The sequence below is a fragment of the Streptomyces sp. NPDC059816 genome, from assembly GCF_042732055.1.
Lineage (GTDB): Bacteria > Actinomycetota > Actinomycetes > Streptomycetales > Streptomycetaceae > Streptomyces.
Window position 1 is genome coordinate 270,257 of sequence record NZ_JBHWIQ010000005.1, and the last position, 19,147, is coordinate 289,403.

15 protein-coding genes are annotated in these 19,147 nt (G+C 73.5%); 6 read left to right on the plus strand and 9 right to left on the minus strand.

Annotated elements, in window-relative coordinates:
* Positions 1-16: 16 nt before the first annotated feature.
* The gene (locus tag ACFV88_RS09650) at positions 17-3,367 is read right to left on the minus strand and encodes a BTAD domain-containing putative transcriptional regulator (protein WP_385487879.1); all 3,351 of its coding nucleotides are present in this window, start codon (positions 3,365-3,367) and stop codon (positions 17-19) included.
* Between the two features lie 51 nt (positions 3,368-3,418).
* The gene (locus ACFV88_RS09655; RefSeq protein ID WP_385487881.1) at positions 3,419-4,537 is read right to left on the minus strand and encodes an epoxide hydrolase family protein; all 1,119 of its coding nucleotides are present in this window, start codon (positions 4,535-4,537) and stop codon (positions 3,419-3,421) included.
* A gap of 63 nt (positions 4,538-4,600) precedes the next feature.
* Here ACFV88_RS09655 and ACFV88_RS09660 point away from each other — a divergent pair, with 63 nt between their 5' ends.
* The 4 genes from ACFV88_RS09660 (at position 4,601) to ACFV88_RS09675 (ending at position 9,291) form a co-directional block, all read left to right on the plus strand.
* The gene (locus ACFV88_RS09660; protein WP_385487883.1) at positions 4,601-5,710 is read left to right on the plus strand and encodes a helix-turn-helix transcriptional regulator; all 1,110 of its coding nucleotides are present in this window, start codon (positions 4,601-4,603) and stop codon (positions 5,708-5,710) included.
* Between the two features lie 489 nt (positions 5,711-6,199).
* Positions 6,200-7,075 (plus strand): NAD(P)-dependent oxidoreductase, encoded by an 876-nt coding sequence (locus ACFV88_RS09665; RefSeq protein ID WP_385487885.1) that lies wholly within the window; start codon positions 6,200-6,202, stop codon positions 7,073-7,075.
* 251 nt (positions 7,076-7,326) lie between these two features.
* The gene (locus ACFV88_RS09670) at positions 7,327-8,367 is read left to right on the plus strand and encodes an NADP-dependent oxidoreductase (RefSeq protein WP_385487887.1); all 1,041 of its coding nucleotides are present in this window, start codon (positions 7,327-7,329) and stop codon (positions 8,365-8,367) included.
* 105 nt (positions 8,368-8,472) lie between these two features.
* Positions 8,473-9,291, plus strand: coding sequence for an EI24 domain-containing protein (locus ACFV88_RS09675; protein WP_385487889.1), 819 nt, complete (start codon positions 8,473-8,475; stop codon positions 9,289-9,291).
* A 90-nt stretch (positions 9,292-9,381) separates the two neighbouring features.
* Here the strand turns inward: ACFV88_RS09675 and ACFV88_RS09680 are convergent, their stop codons facing one another.
* Together ACFV88_RS09680 and ACFV88_RS09685 are read right to left on the minus strand one after the other, a co-directional pair.
* Positions 9,382-10,722 carry a pyroglutamyl peptidase gene (locus tag ACFV88_RS09680; protein ID WP_385487891.1) on the minus strand — a complete coding sequence of 447 codons (1,341 nt, stop codon included), beginning with the start codon at positions 10,720-10,722 and terminating at the stop codon, positions 9,382-9,384.
* 97 nt (positions 10,723-10,819) lie between these two features.
* Complete coding sequence (locus ACFV88_RS09685) at positions 10,820-11,737, minus strand: SGNH/GDSL hydrolase family protein (protein WP_385487893.1); 918 nt, start codon at positions 11,735-11,737, stop codon at positions 10,820-10,822.
* 421 nt (positions 11,738-12,158) lie between these two features.
* Between ACFV88_RS09685 and ACFV88_RS09690 the strand changes: the two genes are divergently transcribed.
* A complete protein-coding gene (locus ACFV88_RS09690) occupies positions 12,159-12,653 on the plus strand; it encodes a DUF3145 domain-containing protein (RefSeq protein WP_385487895.1) in 495 nt (164 codons plus the stop codon).
* A gap of 104 nt (positions 12,654-12,757) precedes the next feature.
* Here ACFV88_RS09690 and fabF read toward each other — a convergent pair whose 3' ends face one another.
* From fabF to fasR, 5 genes are all read right to left on the minus strand, one after another.
* On the minus strand, positions 12,758-14,026 hold the full coding sequence (fabF, locus tag ACFV88_RS09695) for a beta-ketoacyl-ACP synthase II (protein WP_385487897.1): 1,269 nt from the start codon (positions 14,024-14,026) through the stop codon (positions 12,758-12,760).
* Between the two features lie 76 nt (positions 14,027-14,102).
* Positions 14,103-14,351, minus strand: a complete 249-nt coding sequence (locus tag ACFV88_RS09700; RefSeq protein ID WP_210875806.1) for an acyl carrier protein — start codon at positions 14,349-14,351, stop codon at positions 14,103-14,105.
* A 72-nt stretch (positions 14,352-14,423) separates the two neighbouring features.
* Positions 14,424-15,425 carry a ketoacyl-ACP synthase III gene (locus tag ACFV88_RS09705; RefSeq protein ID WP_385487899.1) on the minus strand — a complete coding sequence of 334 codons (1,002 nt, stop codon included), beginning with the start codon at positions 15,423-15,425 and terminating at the stop codon, positions 14,424-14,426.
* Positions 15,426-15,456: 31 nt separating this feature from the next.
* Positions 15,457-16,461, minus strand: coding sequence for an ACP S-malonyltransferase (locus ACFV88_RS09710; RefSeq protein WP_385488011.1), 1,005 nt, complete (start codon positions 16,459-16,461; stop codon positions 15,457-15,459).
* A 91-nt stretch (positions 16,462-16,552) separates the two neighbouring features.
* Positions 16,553-17,683: a fatty acid biosynthesis transcriptional regulator FasR gene (fasR, locus tag ACFV88_RS09715; protein WP_385488014.1), complete on the minus strand. Its 1,131-nt coding sequence runs from the start codon at positions 17,681-17,683 to the stop codon at positions 16,553-16,555.
* Positions 17,684-18,421: 738 nt separating this feature from the next.
* On the opposite strand from fasR, the gene ACFV88_RS09720 reads away from it, so the two are divergent.
* Positions 18,422-19,132: a pirin family protein gene (locus ACFV88_RS09720; RefSeq protein ID WP_385488017.1), complete on the plus strand. Its 711-nt coding sequence runs from the start codon at positions 18,422-18,424 to the stop codon at positions 19,130-19,132.
* Positions 19,133-19,147: the final 15 nt, after the last annotated feature.

Here is a 19,147-nt window from a genome sequence, read left to right on the forward strand (position 1 = left end):
GTCCGCGGCCCGGCCGTCACCCGGACAGCGGCCACGGCCCGTCCGCCGGGAGGGCGGCCCCGCGGGCGAAGGCGAGGTCGAAGACCGCACCACCCAGCGCCGCCCGCGCGCCCGCCGCGATCCGGTCCACATCGCCCCGCTCGGCGGGCGGCAACGGCGCCCCCACGGAGTCCCGCGCCGCGGCGGCCGCCCCCAGCAACACGGCGGCCCGCTCGCCCTCCCCGGCGACCAACCCCGCCCCGGCCAAGCCCTCCAGGGCGAGCGCGATCGCCCGCGCGTCCCCCAACCCCCGGGCCACCCCCAGCCCCTCCCGGTGCAGCGCCCCCGCGGCCCGCGCATCGCCGCGCGCCTGCGCCACGAACCCCAACTCGGCCAGGACCAGCGCCACCCCCGGCCCGTAGTCCACCTCCCGGAACCAGGACAGCAACGCCCCGAAGTGCTCCGCCGCCTCGTCGAGGGCCCCCGCCCGCCGCGCCCCGAGGCCCAGCCCCAGCCGGGCGTCCGCCTCCCCCGACCGCAAGCCCCCCTCCCGGGCCAGCCGCAGCGCCCGCTCGTGGTGCACCCGCGCCCCCTGGTGGTCACCCGCCAGCAGCGCCAGCCGCCCCAACCCGGTGTGCCGCTTGGCCGCCTCCCCCGACAGCCCGAGCCGCTCGGCGATCTCCAACCCCTCCCGGTGCAGGCGGGTCGCGGCCCCGTAGTCCCCGTTGATCGACGCCAGCGCGGCCAACGGGAACACCGTCTGGAGCAAGCCCCACGGATCACCGACCGCCCGGAACAGCAGGGCGCTGCGCTCCCCGTCCCGCCGCACCGCGTCGAGGTCCCCGCGCGCCATCGCATGCCGGGTCCGCACGCTCAGCGCCGCGGCCGTCCCCCAGTCGTCGCCCAGGGCGGCGAACCCCTCCAACGCCCGGTCCACCAACTCCTCGCCCGTGTCGACGTCCCCGGCCCCCATCTGCGCGGAACCCAGGAACCACAAGGCGCTGGCGTACCCCGCGGGGTCGTCCACCGCACCCTGCCGGTACGGGGCCAGCGCCGCACCGATCCCCCCGGCGCCCACGGGGTCGACGTCGTCCCCCGGGGTCGCCGCCATCAGCGCCAACCCGGTGCGCCACACCACCGCCCGCGCCCGCTCCCGCGCGTACGGCGCCTCCTCGGGCACCGCCGACAGCACCCCGTCCACCGCCCGGCGCGCCCTCGCCGGGCGGCCCCGCAACACCTCGGGCCAGACCAGCGCGTTCACCGTCCGCAACGCCCGGTCCCAGGCGCCGACGCGCACCGCCTGCTCCACCGCCAGCCGCAGATCGGCGCCCGCCCCGTCCAGCCGTTCCAGCCAGCGCTGTTGCTCGGGCCCGCGCAGCAGGGGAGCGGCCCGCCGGGCGAGCCGCGCGTAGTGGCGGCCGTGCCGCTCCCGCACCGCATCGGCCTCGCCCGCCGCCACCAACCGCTCGGCGCCGTACGCCCGCACCGACTCCAACAGCCGGTACACCGGACCGTCGGCGTGGTCCGTCAGCACGACGAGCGAGCGGTCCACCAGCCGCGCCAACAGGTCCAGGACGTCCCCGGTGGCGATCCCGTCGCCCCCGCAGACCTCCTCGGCGGCCTCCACCGTGCAGCCCCCGGCCGCCACGGACAGACGGCGCAGGACGGTCCGTTCGTCCGGGGAGAGCAGGTCCCAGCTCCAGTCGATCACCGCCCGCAGGGTGCGCTGGCGCTCCGGTGCCGTGCGCGGCCCGCCGGACAGCAACGCGAACCGGTCGTCCAGCCGCGCCAACAGTCCGTGCACACCGAGGCTGCGCACCCGGGAGGCCGCCAACTCCAGGGCCAGCGGCAGACCGTCCAGGCGTGCGCACAAGGCACTGACGGCACGGGCGTTCTCCGGGTCGCCGGCGAAACCGGGCGGGACGGCTGCGCGGGCCAGGAACAGTGCCTCCGCGTCCTCCGCCGCCAGCGGCGCCACCGGCCGCACCGACTCGCCCACCGCCCCCAGCGGCTCCTGGCTGGTGGCCAGCACGGACAGGTCCGGCGCCCCGGACAACAGCCGTGCGGCCACTTCGGCGACGGCCTCCACCACGTGTTCGCAGTTGTCGAGGACGAGCAGGAGCCGTCGCTCGCGCAGGGCGTGGCCGAGTCGGTCGAGGGCCGGCCGGGGCGGTCCGCCGTCCGTGGCCTCCGGTATCCGCAGCACCGTCAACAGGGCCTCGGCGACGGCGGTCACCGTCTCGGACCCGTCCGGGCCGCAGAGGGGTGCGACGCCCTGGAGTTCGGCGAGCCACACCCCGTCCGGGAACGCGTCACCGACTCCGCGCGCCACCTCGACGGCCAGCCGGGTCTTGCCGACCCCGCCCGGCCCGGTCAGCGTCACCAGCCGCGAGTGCGCGAGCCACTGCCGCACCTCGGTGGCGTCCCCGGCCCGCCCCACCAACGCCGCGACCGGCGCGGGCAGGTTCCCGCGCACCGTGCCCACCCGCGCGCCCGACGGCCCCGTAGCCGACGGCCCCGTACCCGACCGCCCCGCGTCCGACCCTCCAGCGTCCGACCGTTCCGTGTGCGGCTGCTCGGCGACCGGCGCCGCGGCGGGCGCACCGCCCGGCGGCCCGGCGTCCGGCGGCGCAGCGGTCAGCGTCGGGTCGTGCCGCAGGATCGCCCCGTGCAGGGCCGTGAGCTCCGCACCCGGTGACAGCCCCAACTCCTCGTCCAGCGTGCGGCGCAGACTCTCGTACCCGGCGAGCGCATCGCTCTGTCGGCCCGCCCCGTACAGCGCACGGAGCTGGATCGCCCGCAGGCGTTCGCGCAGCGGGTGCGCGGCGACGAGCTCCTCCGCCTCCCCGATGATGCCCCGGTGGTCGCCCAACTCCGCCCGGGCGGCGAGCCGGTCCTCCAACGCGCTGAGCCGGTCCTCCTCCAGCCGGTGGGCGGCGGCCCGGGCGAAGGCCAGGTCGGCGTACCCGGCGAACGCATCGCCCCGCCACAGGCCCAACGCCTGGGACAACGCCGCCACCCGCTCGTCGGCCCCGCCCGCGGACCGGCCCCGTCGCACCAGTTCGGCGAACCGCACCGCATCCACCACCACCGGGTCGATGCGCAGCCGGTACCCGGCGGCGTCACTCACCAGCAGCTCCCGGCCACCCGCTTCGACCCGCTCCAACGCCGCGCGCAGTCGGGACACTTGGCCCTGGAGCGCGTTGCGCGGATGCTCGGGCGGGGAGTCGGGGCCCCACAGGTCGTCCACCAGCCGGTCCGTGGAGACGGGGCGCCCCGGATCCACCAACAGCCGCGCCAGCAACGTACGGGCCTTCGCGCCGGGCACCGCCACCGGCACCCCGTCCGCCGTCCACACCACCAGCGGACCGAGCACTCCAAAATGCATCAGGCCAGCTTAGGGCCTGGCGTCAAACTGCCGTCGTCGCCCGAAGGACGGTCAGCGGTAGTCCGTGAAGAACGCCCGGACGTCGTCGACCAGGAGATCGGGTGCCTCCATCGCGGCGAAGTGGCCGCCGCGCTCGAAGTCCGACCAGCGCACCAGGTTGTTGGCCTTCTCCTCGTCCCGGCGCAGCGCGATGTCCTGGACGGTGAACAGCGCCACCGCCGTCGGCACGGACGACACCTCCGGCTCGCTCCACGCCTGGGCGTCCTCGTAGTAGAGCGCGGCCGAGGAACCCGCCGTGCCGGTCAGCCAGTAGAGCGTGACGTCGGTCAGCAACAGATCGCGGTCGACGGCCTCGTGGGGGAGTTCCTTCGCCAGGTCCGTCATATCGCGGATCTTGTCGACGATCCAGGAGAGTTGACCGACGGGCGAGTCGGTCAGGCCGTAGGCCAGGGTCTGCGGCCGGGTCGACTGGATGGCGAGGTACCCGCCCGCCTCCGCCATGAACTCGTGCATGCGCCGCACCCGGGCCCGCTCGCGTTCGGTCAGCGTGACGTCGTCCTCCGCCGCGCTGGGGTAGGTCGTGCCGCCGTTGACGTGCACGGCGACCACGTTCTGGGGCGCGATCAGCCCCAGGGCGCGGGAGATGCCGCCGCCGAAGTCGCCGCCCTGGGCGCCGTACCGCTCGTAACCGAGCCGGCGCATGAGCTCCGCCCAGGCACGGGCGATGCGCTGGCTGTTCCAGCCGGCCCCGCGGGGCGGGCCGGAGAAGCCGAAGCCGGGGATCGACGGGATGATCAGGTGGAAGTCCCGGGCCAGCGGCTCGATCAGTTCCAGGAACTCCACGACCGAGCCGGGCCAGCCGTGGGTGAGGATCAGCGGCAGGGCGTCGGCGTTCTCGGAGCGGACGTGCAGGAAGTGGATGTCCTGCCCGTCGATCTCGGTGGTGAACTGGGGGTGGGCGTTCAGCCGCGACTCCCACGCCCGCCAGTCGTACCCGTCGGCCCAGTACGCGGCCAACTCCTTGAGGTACCCGACCGGGACGCCGCGCCCCCAGCCCTGGCCCTCGGTCTCGCTCGGCCAACGGGTGCGGACCAGACGCTCACGCAGGTCGTCCAGCGCGGCCTGGGGGATCTCGATGCGGAAGGGGCGGAGGGTGAAGTCGTCGTCCATGTCCCTGACGTTAGGGGCCGCCTAGGTCAGGATCGGTCCTAGCCGTCCGGCAGGATCGCCCCCATGCTTCCGACCTCCGCCCGCCTGTTGAAACTGCTGTCCCTGCTCCAGACCCACCGCTCGTGGCCGGGCTCCGAACTGGCCGAACGGCTGGACGTCAGCGACCGCACCGTGCGCCGGGACGTCGAACGGCTCCGCGCGCTGGGCTACACCGTGCACGCCGTCGCCGGGGTGGCCGGGTACCGCCTCGGCGCCGGATCGAACGTGCCGCCGCTGCTGCTGGACGAGGAGGAGGCGGTGGCCGTCGCGGTGGGCCTGGGCAACGCCGCGGGCAGCAGCGTCACCGGGATCGAGGAGAGTGCGCTGCGGGCCCTGACCAAGCTGGAACGGGTGCTGCCGCCACGGTTACGGCACCGCGTCCACGCGCTGCGCGCCATGACGGTCCCGATGCCGGCCGGTGGCCCCGCGGTCGACCCCGACACGCTGTCCGCGATCGCGGCGGCCTGCCGCGACCACGAGCACCTGCGGTTCGCGTACCGCGCGCACGACGGCAGTGGGAGCAGACGCCTGGTGGAACCCCACCGGCTGGTGTCGACCGGCCGCCGCTGGTACCTCGTCGCCTACGACACCGAACGCGCCGACTGGCGCACCTTCCGGCTCGACCGGATGGAGCTCCGCCCGCCGCACGGTCCGCGCTTCGTCCCGCGGGAGGCGCCCGCCGACGACCTCGCCGCGTACACATCGCGGGCCGTCACCAGCTCCCCCTACCGGTACCGGGCCCACCTCACCGTGCACGCGCCCGCCGAGCAGGTCGTCGAGCGGATGCCCGCGACGACGGCCGCGGTCCACGCGCTCGACGCGTGGACCAGTTCGCTCACCTGTGGGTCCCACTCGCTGGACGAACTGGCCCTGTGGGTGGGGCTGCTCGGGGTGCCCTTCACCGTGCACGGGCCGCCCGAACTCGTCGTCCACGTCCGCGAACTCGCCGCCCGCTTGGCGCAGTCGGCTCCCGACGGTCCCCCTTCGGCACGTTCACCTGACGGTGCGCCGTCCCCTCCGGGTGCGTCGGGGTTGCCCGCGCCGTTCCCCGCGCCCCCTACGGGTGCGTCCAGCTCCCGTGCGCGGGCCGGCTCGGGTGCGCGGTGCGATTCGCGCCGTTCCCCGCGCCCCTGACGGGGCCCGATCCGGCTCGGGTGCGCTGGGGCCTCGCGCCGTTGCCCGCGCCCCTGATGGGACGCTCCTCCCCGCCGCCGACACCCCTGCACAGGCTCGGGCCCCGATAGGGGCGCGAGGAACGGCGCGAGCAACCCCGAAACACCCGCAGGGACCAGCGCACCCGCACCGGATCGGGCCCCGATAGGGGCGCGGGGAACGGCGCGAGTCGCCCCGCGCACCCGGCCCGGCCCGCGCACGGCCAGGTGTACGTACTGAAGGGGCCGCGGCCACTCCCGAAGCCTCCGCAGGGACCAGCGCCCTCGCACGGGATTGGGCCCCGTGAGGGGCGCGGGGAACGGCGCGAGCAACCACCACGCACCCGCGCAGGACAGCGCCCCCGACCCCGGGCGAAACCGACAGCGGACCGGCAGCGAACCGGCAGCGCCCCCGGCGAAGGTAATCCCACAGCCGGCGCACACCGCGCCACCCACACCAACGGAGGAAGCCATGACCGCCACCACCACCCCCCGCCAGTCCGTCACCGTCCTCGGCCTCGGCAACCTCGGCCGCGCCGTCGCCGAAGCCTTCCTCGCCGCGGGCCACCCCACCACCGTCTGGAACCGCACGCCGTCCCGCGCCGACGCCCTCGTGGCCCGGGGCGCGGTGCGCGCGGCGAGCCCCGCCGAGGCCGTCGAGGCGAGCGAACTGGTCGTCGTCACCGTGCTCGACCACGACACCGCCCGCGACCTGCTCGCCCCCGCCGCCGCCGCGCTCCCCGACCGGACCGTGGTGAACCTGACCACCAGCACCCCCGGCCCGGCCCGCGAACTCGCCGCCTGGGCGGGCGCCCAGGGGGCCCGGTACCTGAGCGGCGCCGTGTACGCCGTGCCGCAGACCATCGGCACCGACGAGGCGTTCATCCTCTACAGCGGACCCGAGGAGGCGTACGGCCCGCACCGGGCCGCGCTGGACCTGCTCGGCCCCGGCACCCACGTCGGCACGGACCCGGCCCTCGCCGCGGTCCACGACGTGGCCCTGCTCAGCGGGATGTACGGCATGTTCGCCGGCTTCTTCCAGGCCGTCGCCCTCACCCGCTCCGAGGGCATCCCGGCCGCGGCGCTGACGGAACACCTGGTGACCTGGTTGAAGGCCGCCGCCGACGCCCTGCCCCAGTTCGCGAAGGAGATCGACGCGGGCGAGTACGGCACGCAGACGTCCAGCCTGGAGATGAACGCCGCCGGCCTGCGCAACATCCTCGCCGCGACCGAGGCCCAGGGCCTGTCCACCGATCTGATCGCCCCGCTCCTGCCCCTCTTCGACCGGCAGGTCGCCGAGGGCCACGGTGCCCAGAGCCTGGCCCGCGCGGTCGAGTCCCTCACCTGACCGGTTCCCGCGGCGCTGAACGCGAGCATCCGCCGCTCCGTACGAAGAGGTGGCCCGTGTCCCCCCGGCACGGGCCACCCTCCGTGCCGGCGGGGCGAGAGCCTGGGCCACTTGCCCGTCGGGCCGGGGCGGCCGGCACCCCAACGGATATCTTTCACGGTGTGACGTGCCGGTTCGGTGCCTCGGCGTGACGTCGGAGCCGGACCGGTCCGCGCAGCCCGCCCGGTCACCCAGCGAGGAGAGTCGACCCCATGTCCCCCACCTCCGGCGCAGCGCCCCACCCGGTACCCGCCACGTCCCGCGCCTGGCACCTGGTGCGCAGGCCCCACGGCTGGCCGCAGCCGACCGACGTCGCCCTGCGGGAGGAGGCGACGCCCGAGCCGGGCCCCGGCCAGGTGCTGGTGCACAACCGCCACCTCTCCGTGGACCCGTACATGCGCGGCCGGATGAACGCCGGACGCACGTACATCGACGCCTTCGAACTGGACCGTCCGATGGAGGGCGCCGCGGTCGGCGAGGTCATCGCCTCGAACGACGAGGGCGTCGCCGTCGGGGACCACGTCCTGCACTTCCTCGGCTGGCGCGAGTACGCCGTCGTGAACGCCCGGGCCGCCGTCAAGGTCGACCCGGACCTCGCGCCGCTCAGCGCCTACCTCGGTGTCCTCGGCATGACCGGCCTCGCCGCGTACGCCGGGCTGCTGCGGGTCGCCGAGCTCAAGGAGGGCGACACCGTGTTCGTCTCCGGCGCGGCCGGCGCCGTCGGCTCCCAGGCCGGACAGATCGCCCGGCTCAAGGGCGCCGCCCGGGTCATCGGCTCCGCCGGCTCGGACGAGAAGGTCCGCCTCCTCACCGAGGAGTACGGCTTCGACGCCGCGTTCAACTACCGCAGCGGCTCGGTCCGCGAACAGCTGGAGGCCGCGGCGCCCGACGGCATCGACGTCTACTTCGACAACGTCGGCGGCGATCACCTCGAAGCGGCGATCGGCAGCCTCAACCGGGACGGCCGCATCGCCGTCTGCGGGATGATCTCGGTCTACAACGACACCGAACTCCCGCCCGGCCCCCGCAACCTCCCCCGGCTGATCCAGACCCGCGGTCGCATCCAGGGCTTCCTGGTCGGCGACCACTACGACCTCCAGCCGCAGTTCGTCCAGGACGTCGGCGGCTGGTTGCGCTCCGGGGAACTGCGCTACCGCGAGACCGTGGTCAAGGGCATCGAGCACGCCTTCGACGCGTTCCTCGGCGTCCTGCGCGGCGACAGCACCGGCAAGATGATCGTCACCCTCGACTAGCGGGCCACCGAGCCGGCCGTACCGTCCGTCCGTGACAAATCAACGTGCTCGTCACAGCACGTCACGGGGAGGGGCGGTCGGCCGTGCCCCGGGTATCGTTCCGGCATGCGTGATCTAGGGGCGGGTTTCAAGTATCTGATGAACGGGCAGCGCTGGGTCGCTGCCCACGGCAAGGCGTTCGGGCGCGGACTGATCCCGGGACTCGTCACCCTCGTCCTCTACCTGGGGGCGCTGATCGGCCTCGCCGTGTGGGGCAGTGACTTCGTGGGGTGGGCCACCCCGTTCGCCGACGACTGGTCCTCCCCGTGGCTCGGCCTGTTCCGCGGCTTCCTGACGGTCCTGCTGTTCGCCCTGGCGCTGCTGCTCGCCGTCGTCACCTTCACCGCCGTGACCCTGCTCGTCGGACAGCCCTTCTACGAGGAGCTGTCCGAACGGGTCGACCGCGACCTCTCGCCCGACGGCAGCGCCCCCGAGTCGGGGCTGCCGCTCTGGAAGGACCTGTGGATCTCCGCGCGGGACAGCCTGCGCGTCGTCGTCCGCGCCACCCTCTGGGGCGTGCTGCTCTTCGCCCTCGGCTTCATCCCGTTCGTCGGCCAGACCCTCGTCCCCGCGGTCGGCTTCATGGTCACCGGCTTCTTCCTCACCGAGGAGCTCACCGCCGTCGCCCTCCAGCGCCGCGGCGTCGACGTGCGCACCCGGCTGCGGCTGCTGCGCGCCCGCCGATCGATGGTCTGGGGCTTCGGCACCCCCCTCGCCCTCGCCTTCCTGGTGCCCTTCGTCGCCGTGTTCCTCATGCCCGGCGCGGTGGCCGGCGCGACGATGATGGCCCGCGACCTCATGGGCGAGGACTCCTCGGGAGCCCGGCCCGTCGAGGAGCACGCCCCGGCGCCCCAGCCGAGCGGGCCCGCCCCCTACGGCGTCTGACGGGCTCCGTGCGCACGACCGGACGTCCACCGGCCGTGCGCACGGCCCCGGTGCGGTGCGCCCGCGGTGCGGGACGGGCACCGCGGGGCCTCAGCGGGCGGCGACCGCCACGGCCAGCACCGCCCGCACCTGATGCACGATGTCCGCCCGGTTGCGCAGGAACTCCGGATCGCTGACCGCTCCGGTCGCCGGGTCGGTGTTCCCCGCTCCGAACTCCAGGACCGGCGTGTGCAGGTGCCCCACCGGCAGCCCCGCCGGGCCGAAGCGGTCCCGTAGCAGGGTGGCCCGGTAGGCGATCTCGTTGGACAGGTAGTTGCCGCCGCCCCCGGCCCGTGCGCTGGACCCGGGCGTCGGCCCGTCCGCCCGGTCCACCGGGGTCGTGCCCCCCGCCGGAACCTCCGTCACGGAGGTGTTGTCCCGCACCGGGAACCGCCCGGTCGGCGCCGCGACGATCGCCGCGTACGGCAGGGTGCTCGACGTCCACTCCGGCCCCGCCGCACCGGTGACCGGCACCTTCCCGGTGTGCCGCACGTTCTCGTTGTCGGGGAACCCGCCGCGCCACGCCCCGTTGGTCCGCTCCACGTCGAAACGGCCGGGGCGGCCCTGGCTGACCGTCGTCAGGAGGTCCACCCGACCGAGGTGGGGGCGCAGGGCCCGCTCCACCTCCCCGTCCGCGAAGTCCTGCCAGCGCACCGGGAACACGGCCGCCTCCACCCGGGCCGGACCCCGTTCCGTCTGGATCACCGTGCCGTCCAGGGCGAGCGCCGCGGCTCCCGAGGGATTGCTGATCCGCACGTCGCGGTCGAGCGTGAACGGGTCGAACCCGGTGACCAGGACGCGCAACGGCCGCTCGCGCCCGTCCTCCCCGCGCCGGTCATCGTGCCGGCCCCCGTGCTGGTCTTCGGAGCCGGAGCGGTCGGCGAACCGGATCGAGTCCTGGCCCCGGGACACCGTCTCCAACAGGTCCAGCAGCCGTGCCCGCCGGTCGGCGGTCAGCCCGGAATCCGGCTCCCAGGTGCGCAGTTCCCGCACCATCGCGAGCCGGGCCCAGTACAGCGGGCGGTCGTCGTCCCGGCTCAGGTCCCCGCCCGACGGCCCCCGCCCCTGCACCCGGTCCACGGCCCGCTCCCACAACCGCGCCCCGTGCCGCGCAACGACCCGCCGCGCCTCCCGGTACCCGTCCGCCCCGTCCAACGCCCGGGCGAACGAGGGCGCCACCGCATCGAACCCGGAGCGCCGCAGCACCTCCCGGGGCACCGCCCGGTCGAGCCGCTGCTCCTCCGCCGTCGGAACGGACGCGGGCGCGGCACCGGGCCCGGCAGCGCTGCTGGTGGTGCCTTCCGCGGCCAGGGCGGGAGCCGCGGTGACGCCGAGCAGCAGTGCGGTGGCCAGAGTGAGTACGCGGGTGCGTATCGGTGCCGAAGCATCCATGGGGGAACCTCCGTTGCCTGTGGGGTGGACGCAGTATCCCGGGAGAGGAGTTGCCCGCGCCAGGGGCGATCCGCCCACCCCACCGGTGCCCCCTGCCTTAGCGGGCCGTCACCGCCCGGTACGCGAGCTCCGCCAACTCGGACTGACCGTCCTTGCTGGGGTGGAACCAGTCCCACTCGCTCAACTGCTCGTCCCCGAACCGGTACGAGAACACCGCCCCGTCGTCGTAACGGCACCGCAGGTCCTTCGCGCAGACCTCCTTGAGCACCCGGTTGTACTCCACCACCCGCTGCTGGACGGCCGCCCGCCGGGCCACCGCCTTCGCGTCGACGGCGTCCGAGTCCTTCAACATCGACGGGCAGATCCCCAGCTTCCACACCTGCTTGCCCATGGGGTTGCTCCGGCCGGTGGACCACAACCGCTTCAGGTCCGGCACGCTCGCCACGAACACCTGCGACTTGGGCGACTGGCGCCGCAGTCCGCGCAGCGCCTGCGCGAAGTCCGCCCGGAAGTCCGCCACCGGAGTCATCGACCCCACCGACGAGCGGCACGCGTCGTTCGCCCCCGCCAGCACCGTCACCAGTTCGGGACGGTGCGCCGCCGCCTGGTGCATCTGCTCCGGCAGGTCGACCATCCGGGCGCCGGTCTTCGCGTAGTTCCAGCTCCGCTCGGCCGCCTTCGCCGGTCCCAGCAGCCGTACCGCGAGACTGCGCACGTCCGCATCGGAACCGGTCGCCCACGAGGCTTCCGGACAGTCCGACAGCACCGAGCACGCGTCGAACGCACGGGTGATCGAGTCGCCGACCGCGGCCAACGACTGCGGACTGCGGTCCCACGCCGGCTTCTGCCGTTTCTGTTCGCCCCGTTGCGAGGCGTTCGACGGCCCGGGTTCGTTCCCGCCGATCGCGTCACACCCGCTCATCCCCACCGCCCCCACCAGTACGGCCGCGGTGGTGGCCACGACGGACCGCGACCGCCGACCGGCGGGTTGTGAACGGTGACTGCGCCTGCGCATTCCGGCTCCCCTCTGTCGCCTTCCACGACGTCCTGGCGGGCCCGGAGGTTGAGTCCGGGCGGAAACAGGGCCTGGCGGAAACACCGTGACGACCCGTGACCGGGAGCGGGCGGGGCGTTCCTGCCGGGCGTCCCCGTGGGTGAAAGCGCGGGGCTCGTGGCCATGGGGACCGACAGTACGTCACACTCCGCGCCCCGCCGCACGGTAGCCTCGGCCCCGTGGTGCCCGTCACCGCCGTCCGGCGGTGACGGGGCGGGTCGGACCCGCCCCGTGGCGCCGCACGACGCGGTATCCGGTAAATTACACCACGTCACATCTGTCTGCTTTTCATGGTTTTCCATCGAATCTGAGGAAGAATCGCTCGGCACAGGAGCGGGACCGCCCGACCACGGCGACCCCTCGCCCCACCCTGGAGGTCCCGGTGACGACACGTGGAGTCCTGTACGTGCACTCCGCACCGCGCGCTTTGTGCCCGCACGTCGAATGGGCGGTGGCGGGCGTACTCGGAACGCGCGTCAACCTCGACTGGATCAGGCAGCCCGCGGCACCGGGGACGTGGCGCACCGAGTTCTCCTGGAAGGGCGAAGTGGGCACCGCCTCCCAGCTGGCCTCCGCCCTGCGCGGCTGGGACCTGATCCGCTTCGAGGTCACCGCCGAGCCCTGTGCCACCGCCGAGGGCGAACGGTACAGCTCCACCCCCGACCTCGGGATCTTCCACGCGGTCACCGGCATCCACGGCGACATCCTCGTCCCCGAGGACCGTCTGCGCGCCGCCCTCGCCCGCTCCCAGCGCGACGGGACCAGCCTGGAGGCCGAGATCGCCAAGCTCCTCGGCAAGCCGTGGGACGACGAACTGGAGCCCTTCCGCTACGCCGGCGAGGGCGCCCCCGTCCGCTGGCTCCACCAGGTCGTCTGACGCCGAACGGCGTGAGGGGCCCCACCGAACGGTGGGGCCCCTCACTCTGTTCACGGGCGGGTCGCCTCCGGGAACCCCCGCAGACGCCCCGGCGAACCGCTGGACTACTGCTGGACCGAGCGGAACGCGAGGACCACGTTGTGTCCGCCGAAGCCGAACGAGTCGTTCAGCGCGGCGATCGTGCCCGCGGGCAGCGCCCGAGCCTCACCACGGACCACGTCCGCGTCCACCTCGGGGTCCAGGTTGTCGAGGTTGATCGTCGGCGGAGCGATCCGGTGGTACAGCGCCAGGATCGACGCCACCGTCTCCACACCGCCCGCGCCGCCCAGCAGATGGCCCGTCATCGACTTCGTCGCCGAGATCGCCATGTGGTCGACGTCGTCGCCGTACACCTTGCGCAACGCCTTCACCTCCGCCACGTCACCCTGCGGCGTCGACGTCGCGTGCGCGTTCACGTGCACGATCTCCGCCGGCTTCAGATCCGTCGCGTCCATCAGGTTGTGCAGCGCCTGCGCGATGCCCTTGCCCGAGGGCTCCGGCTGGGTGATGTGGTGCGCGTCCGCCGAGATGCCCTGACCGATGGCCTCCGCGTAGATCCGGGCACCCCGGGCCTTCGCGTGCTCCGCCGACTCCAGGACGATCACGCCGGCGCCCTCGCCCATCACGAAGCCGTTGCGGGCCTCGTCGTAGGGGCGCGAGGCCCCCGCGGGGTCGTCGTTGTTCTTCGACATCGCCATCATGTTGCCGAACGCCACGATCGGCAGCGGATGGATCGCCGCCTCCGTGCCGCCCGCCACCACGACGTCCGCACGACCCGTACGGATCATCTCGATGGCGTAGCCGATGGCCTCCGCGCCCGAAGCGCACGCCGACACCGGAGTGTGCACCCCGGCCCGGGCGCCCATTTCGATGCCCACGTTCGCCGAGGGGGAGTTCGGCATCAGCATCGGCACCGTGTGCGGAGACACCCGGCGCACGCCCTTCTCCTTCAGTACGTCGTACTGGTCGAGGAGGGTCGTCACCCCACCGATGCCCGACGCGATCACCGTGCCCAGCCGGTCCGGGTCCACCGAGGCGTCCTCACCGGCCCGCGCGGTGTACCCGGCGTCCCGCCACGCCTCCTGGGCCGCGATCAGCGCGAACTGCGCCGAACGGTCCAGCTTGCGGGCCTGGGGGCGGGGAAGCACCTCACCGGGCTCCACGGCCACCCGAGCGGCGATGCGGACCGGCAGGTCCGTCGCCCACTCCTCTTCGAGCAGCCGGACACCGGAACGGCCGTTCACCAGGCCGTCCCAGGTCGAGGCCACGTCGCCACCCAGCGGTGTGGTTGCGCCGATACCGGTGACGACCACGGTGCGATTGGTCGAGCTCACAGGAATTCTTTCTCCACGGTTACGAGGGATTCAGCGGCGCCACCGCCGGGTGGCGGCAGGCATACCGGGCCTGCGATCAGCCCTGGTGCTTCAGGATGTACTCGGTCGCGTCACCGACCGTCTTGAGGTTCTTGACGTCCTCGTCCGGGATCTTCACGTCGAACCGCTCCTCAGCGGCGACGACGACCTCGACCATGGACAGCGAGTCGACGTCGAGGTCGTCGGTGAAGGACTTGTCCAGCTGGACGTCCTCGGTGGGGATGCCGGCGATCTCGTTCACGATCTCGGCGAGACCAGCGACGATCTCTTCCTGAGTGGCGGCCATGTTGGCGCTCCTTCTTGTCACTAACAGAGGTGGGTCAGCTTCCGGACGGACCCGAAGATCCGGCACGGATGCCTAGGGGAGAGTAACGACCGTGGCGGCGTACACGAGACCCGCCCCGAATCCGATGACGAGCGCGGTGTCACCGCTCTTCGCCTCACCGGTCGCCAGGAGCCGCTCCATCGCGAGCGGAATCGAGGCTGCCGATGTGTTGCCGGTGGTCTCCACATCGCGGGCGACCGTCACGTGCTCCGGCAGTTTGAGGGTCTTCACCATCGAATCGATGATCCGCATGTTGGCCTGGTGCGGAATGAAGACGTCCAGGTCGTCCGCGGTGATCCCGGCGGCGTCCAGCGCCTGCTGGGCCACCTTCGCCATCTCGAACACGGCCCAGCGGAACACCGCTTGGCCCTCCTGCGTGATCGCGGGAAACTTCTCGACCGTGCCGTCACGGTAGTCCGTCCACGGCACCGTCTGCTTGATGGTCTCCGACTTGTCGCCCTCGGAGCCCCACACGGTCGGGCCGATCGCCGGTTCCTTCGACGGACCCACGACCACCGCGCCCGCCCCGTCACCGAACAGGAACGCCGTCGCCCGGTCCGACAGGTCCGTCAGATCGCTCAGCCGCTCCACGCCGATCACCAGGACGTACTCGGCGCTGCCGTCGACGACCATGCCGCGGGCCAGCGTCAGCCCGTAGCCGAAGCCCGCACAACCCGCCGAGATGTCGAACGCCGCGGCCTTGTGCGTACCGAGCCGGTCCGCGATCTCCGTGGCCACCGCCGGCGTCTGCTTGAAGTGCGACACCGTCGACACCACGACCGCGCCGATCTGCCCAGGCGTGATCCCCGCGTTCGCGATCGCCTTCCCCGAAGCCTCCAGGGACATCGCCGACACGGTCTCCTGGTCGTTCGCCCAGTGCCGGGTGGCGATCCCGGACCGCGAACGGATCCACTCGTCGGACGAGTCGATCGTCTCCAGGATCACTTCGTTCGGCACGATCCGCGTCGGACGGTAGCCGCCGACCCCGAGGATGCGCGCGTACGCGGCGCCCCTACCGGTCTTGATCTTCGCCATGCTCTCCGGACTCTCCTTCTCAGGCTCGGGCTCAGGCCGTCTGCCCGGCGTGCTCGGCGATCAGCGCACGAGCGGCGTCGAGATCGTCGGGGGTCTTCAGTGCCAGCGTCGGCACACCCGGCAGGGCCCGCTTCGCGAGTCCCGTCAGCGTCCCACCGGGGCACACCTCCACCAGCGCGGTCACGCCGCGCTCCTTGAACGTCTCCATGCACAGGTCCCAGCGCACCGGATTCGCGACCTGACCGACCAGCCGGTCCAGCACCTCGGCGCCCGACTCCACCACCCGGCCGTCCCGGTTGGACACGTACGCCACCGCGGGGTCCGCGGGCGCCAGCTCCAGGGCGGCCTCGCCGAGGACGTCCACCGCCGGGGCCATGTGTCGGGTGTGGAACGCGCCCGCCACCTTCAGCGGCACCACGCGACGCACCCCCTCCGGCTTGTCCTGAGCCAGCGCGGCGAGCTCCTCGGCCGTGCCGGCCGCGACGATCTGACCGGCCCCGTTCGCGTTCGCCGGGGTCAGCCCCAGCCGCTCCAGGTGCGGCACCACGATCTCCGGGTCACCGCCGAGCAGCGCAGCCATCCCGGTGTCCGTCACCGCGGCGGCCTGAGCCATCGCCAGCCCGCGGACCCGCACCAGCCGCAGCGCGGCCACCGGGTCCAGCACTCCCGCGAACACGGCGGCCGTGATCTCGCCAACGCTGTGACCGGCGACGACGTCCGCCGTCACCCCCGGCAGGGCCGCCGGGGCCGGAGTACCGGAGCCCGTGTCGAAGCCGTCACCGTTGGGGAGCGACACCAAGGCGTCAGGGCCCGCGAGGGCCGCCGCCGACAGGATTCCGGCAGCCACCAGCAGCGGCTGCGCGACCGCCGTGTCACGGATCGCGTCCGCGTCGGCCTGCGTACCGTAGTGCAGCAGGTCGAGATCGATGGCCTTCGACCAGGCGGCCACCCGATCGGTGGCACCGGGCAGGTCGAGCCAGGGGGTCAGAAAGCCGGGCGTCTGCGCGCCTTGGCCGGGAGCGACGAGTACGAGCACACTCACACTCTCTCTTGTAGAGGGTGGAACCCGCCCGTGGGGACAGGGACGAAGAACCGCGGGGGGAATTGTAGGTCCCCAACAAGACCGGCTAAGTCGGGACATCCCTGTCGGCGAGGCGTCCGAGGATCAGGGCGATTCGCAGAGTGAACGCCGACCGCACGTCAGAGGGTGACCAGCCGGTGACGTCAGTCACACGTCGGAGCCGGTAGCGCACGGTGTTCGGGTGCACGAACAGCATCCGTGCCGCACCCTCCAGGCTGCTCGCCTGTTCCAGATAGACACTCAGCGTTTCGAGCAACGCCGAGCCGGCCTCCTCCAACGGTCTGTAGATCTCCTCCACCAGCTGATCACGCGCTGACGGGTCCGACGCGATGGCGCGCTCCGGAAGGAGGTCGTCGGCCAGCACCGGACGCGGCGCGTCCTGCCACGCCCCGCACGCCTTCAGCCCCGCCGCTGCCGCCTGCGCGGACCGGGTGGCCGCCAGCAGGTCCGGCACGATCGGCCCCGCCACCACGGGACCCGCCGCGAACGGTCCGATCAGCGACTTCGCCACCTGCAACGGGTTGTCGCTACCGCCCGCGATCACCACCAGCCGATCCCCGAGCACCCCCGTCAGCACCTGGAGCTTCGCGTGGCGCGCGGCCCGACGGATGGCCTCCACCGTCAACTCGCTGTCCCCGTCCGGCGCCGTCCCCAGCACCACGCACACATGGTCCGGGGCGTTCCAGCCCAGCGCCGCGGCCCGGCTCACCGCGCCCTCGTCGGCCTCGCCCGACAGCACCGCGTTCACCACCAGCGACTCCAGCCGGGCGTCCCACGCGCCCCGGGCCTCCGCCGCCTGCGCGTAGACCTGAGCCGTCGCGAAGGCGATCTCCCGCGCGTAGACGAGCAGCGCCTCGCGCAGCACCGACTCGTCGCCCGGCGCCGCGACCTCGTCGATCGCGGACTCCATCACCTCGATCGTCGTCCGCACCATCTCCACGGTCTGGCGCAGGGTGATCGCCCGCGTGAGTTCGCGCGGGGCCGTGCCGAACACGTCCGTCGAGATCGCCTGCGGAGCGTCGGGGTGACGGAACCACTCCGTGAACGCCGCGATACCGGCCTGGGCGACCAGACCGATCCAGGAACGGTTCTCCGGGGGCATCGCCCGGTACCAGGACAGCGTCTCGTCCATCCGTGCGATGGCCTGCGCGGCGAGGCTGCCGGAGGACTGCTCCAGACGTCGGAGGGTGCCCGCATGGGGGTGGGCCCGGGTGCGGCCCCGCGGGCGCCCACCCGAGGAACTGTCCTCGGTGGGTCCGCGGCGGGCGGGGTGCTCGGCGGCATCGGGCCAGTCGGGATCCTCGGCGGGTCCGAAGTTCCCCTGGACACCGTTGCCCGGGGCGGTGTGGGCAGGTCCGCCGTGGCCGGGGCTGCCGGGTGCAGCTCCGCCGCGGGCGGGGCCGGACGCTCCGGACTCCGGTGTGCGTGGTCCACTCCGGCTCGCCCCGCGCGGCGAACCGGAGGCGGAATCGCGCGATGCGCCGGGGGCTGCGGGGTCGGTCTTACCGACTTCGGGTTCGGACACGGGGACAAGACTGCCTTATCAGGACGGCCGAACGTATCGCCGGGGCCGAGCAGCCGATCGAGCAGCCGATCGACCGGCCGACCCGACGGCACACCTGACAGGTGGCCGTGCGGCCGTGTGGCCGTGCGGACCGTGGCGTGCACGTCGTGACGCGGCCCAGCCTTCCGGTGCCCCGTCGTGCACGGCCCCGGGGCGCGTGGTCACAGCCCCAGGGCGCGCGGCGCGCACGGCCCCGGGGTGCGTGGCGGTCCGCGGCCCGCACCCGTCCGTGCGTCGGGCCGCCCCGGCCGTTCATGCAGTGGTCTTCAGGGGCCGCGAGCCCGCCGACCGAACGGAGGGCCCCACCCCCGCACCGTCGTCCCGAGGGGGGCGACTACCGTGTGGAGTGTGATCAACGTGCGCCGCGCCGCTGAGCGCTACCCCGGAGGCGACCCCGCGGCGGGCATCGAGTCCCGGCACGCGTTCTCCTTCGGGCCCCACTACGACCCGGACAACCTCCGTTTCGGTTCGGTCATCGCCTGCAACGAGGAACGCCTCGCCCCCGGTGCCGGCTTCGACGAGCACCCCCACAGCCACACCGAGATCATCACCTGGGTCGTCGAGGGCGAACTGACCCACAGCGACTCGCAGGGCCACGCCTCCCTCGTCCGCGCCGGCGACGTCCAGCACCTCAGCTCCGCGAGCGGTGTGCGACACGTCGAACGCAACGACGGTACGGACCCGTTGGTCTTCGTCCAGATGTGGCTCGCCCCCCTCGCCCCGGCCGGCGAACCCCGCTACGAAATCGTCCGCGGCATCGCCGACTCCACCCCGTACGCGGTTCCCGAGGCTGCCGCCACGCTCCATGTGCGCCGCCTCGCCCCGGCCGAGCGCGCGGTGGTTCCCGACGCCGCGTACGTGTACGTCCACGTGGTCCGCGGTGAACTCCGGCTGTCGTCTTCCGTCGCCGAGGGGACCGCATCCGCCGGCCGTCCCGGAGCCCCGGAGTCCGGCGAACTTCTCGGGCCCGGTGACGCAGCCCGGCTCACCGAGCCCGAGGGCCTGGAACTCAGGGCGGCCACCCCCGCTGACGTCCTCGTCTGGGAGATGAACCGCCCCTGACCCGGAAGGGGCCGC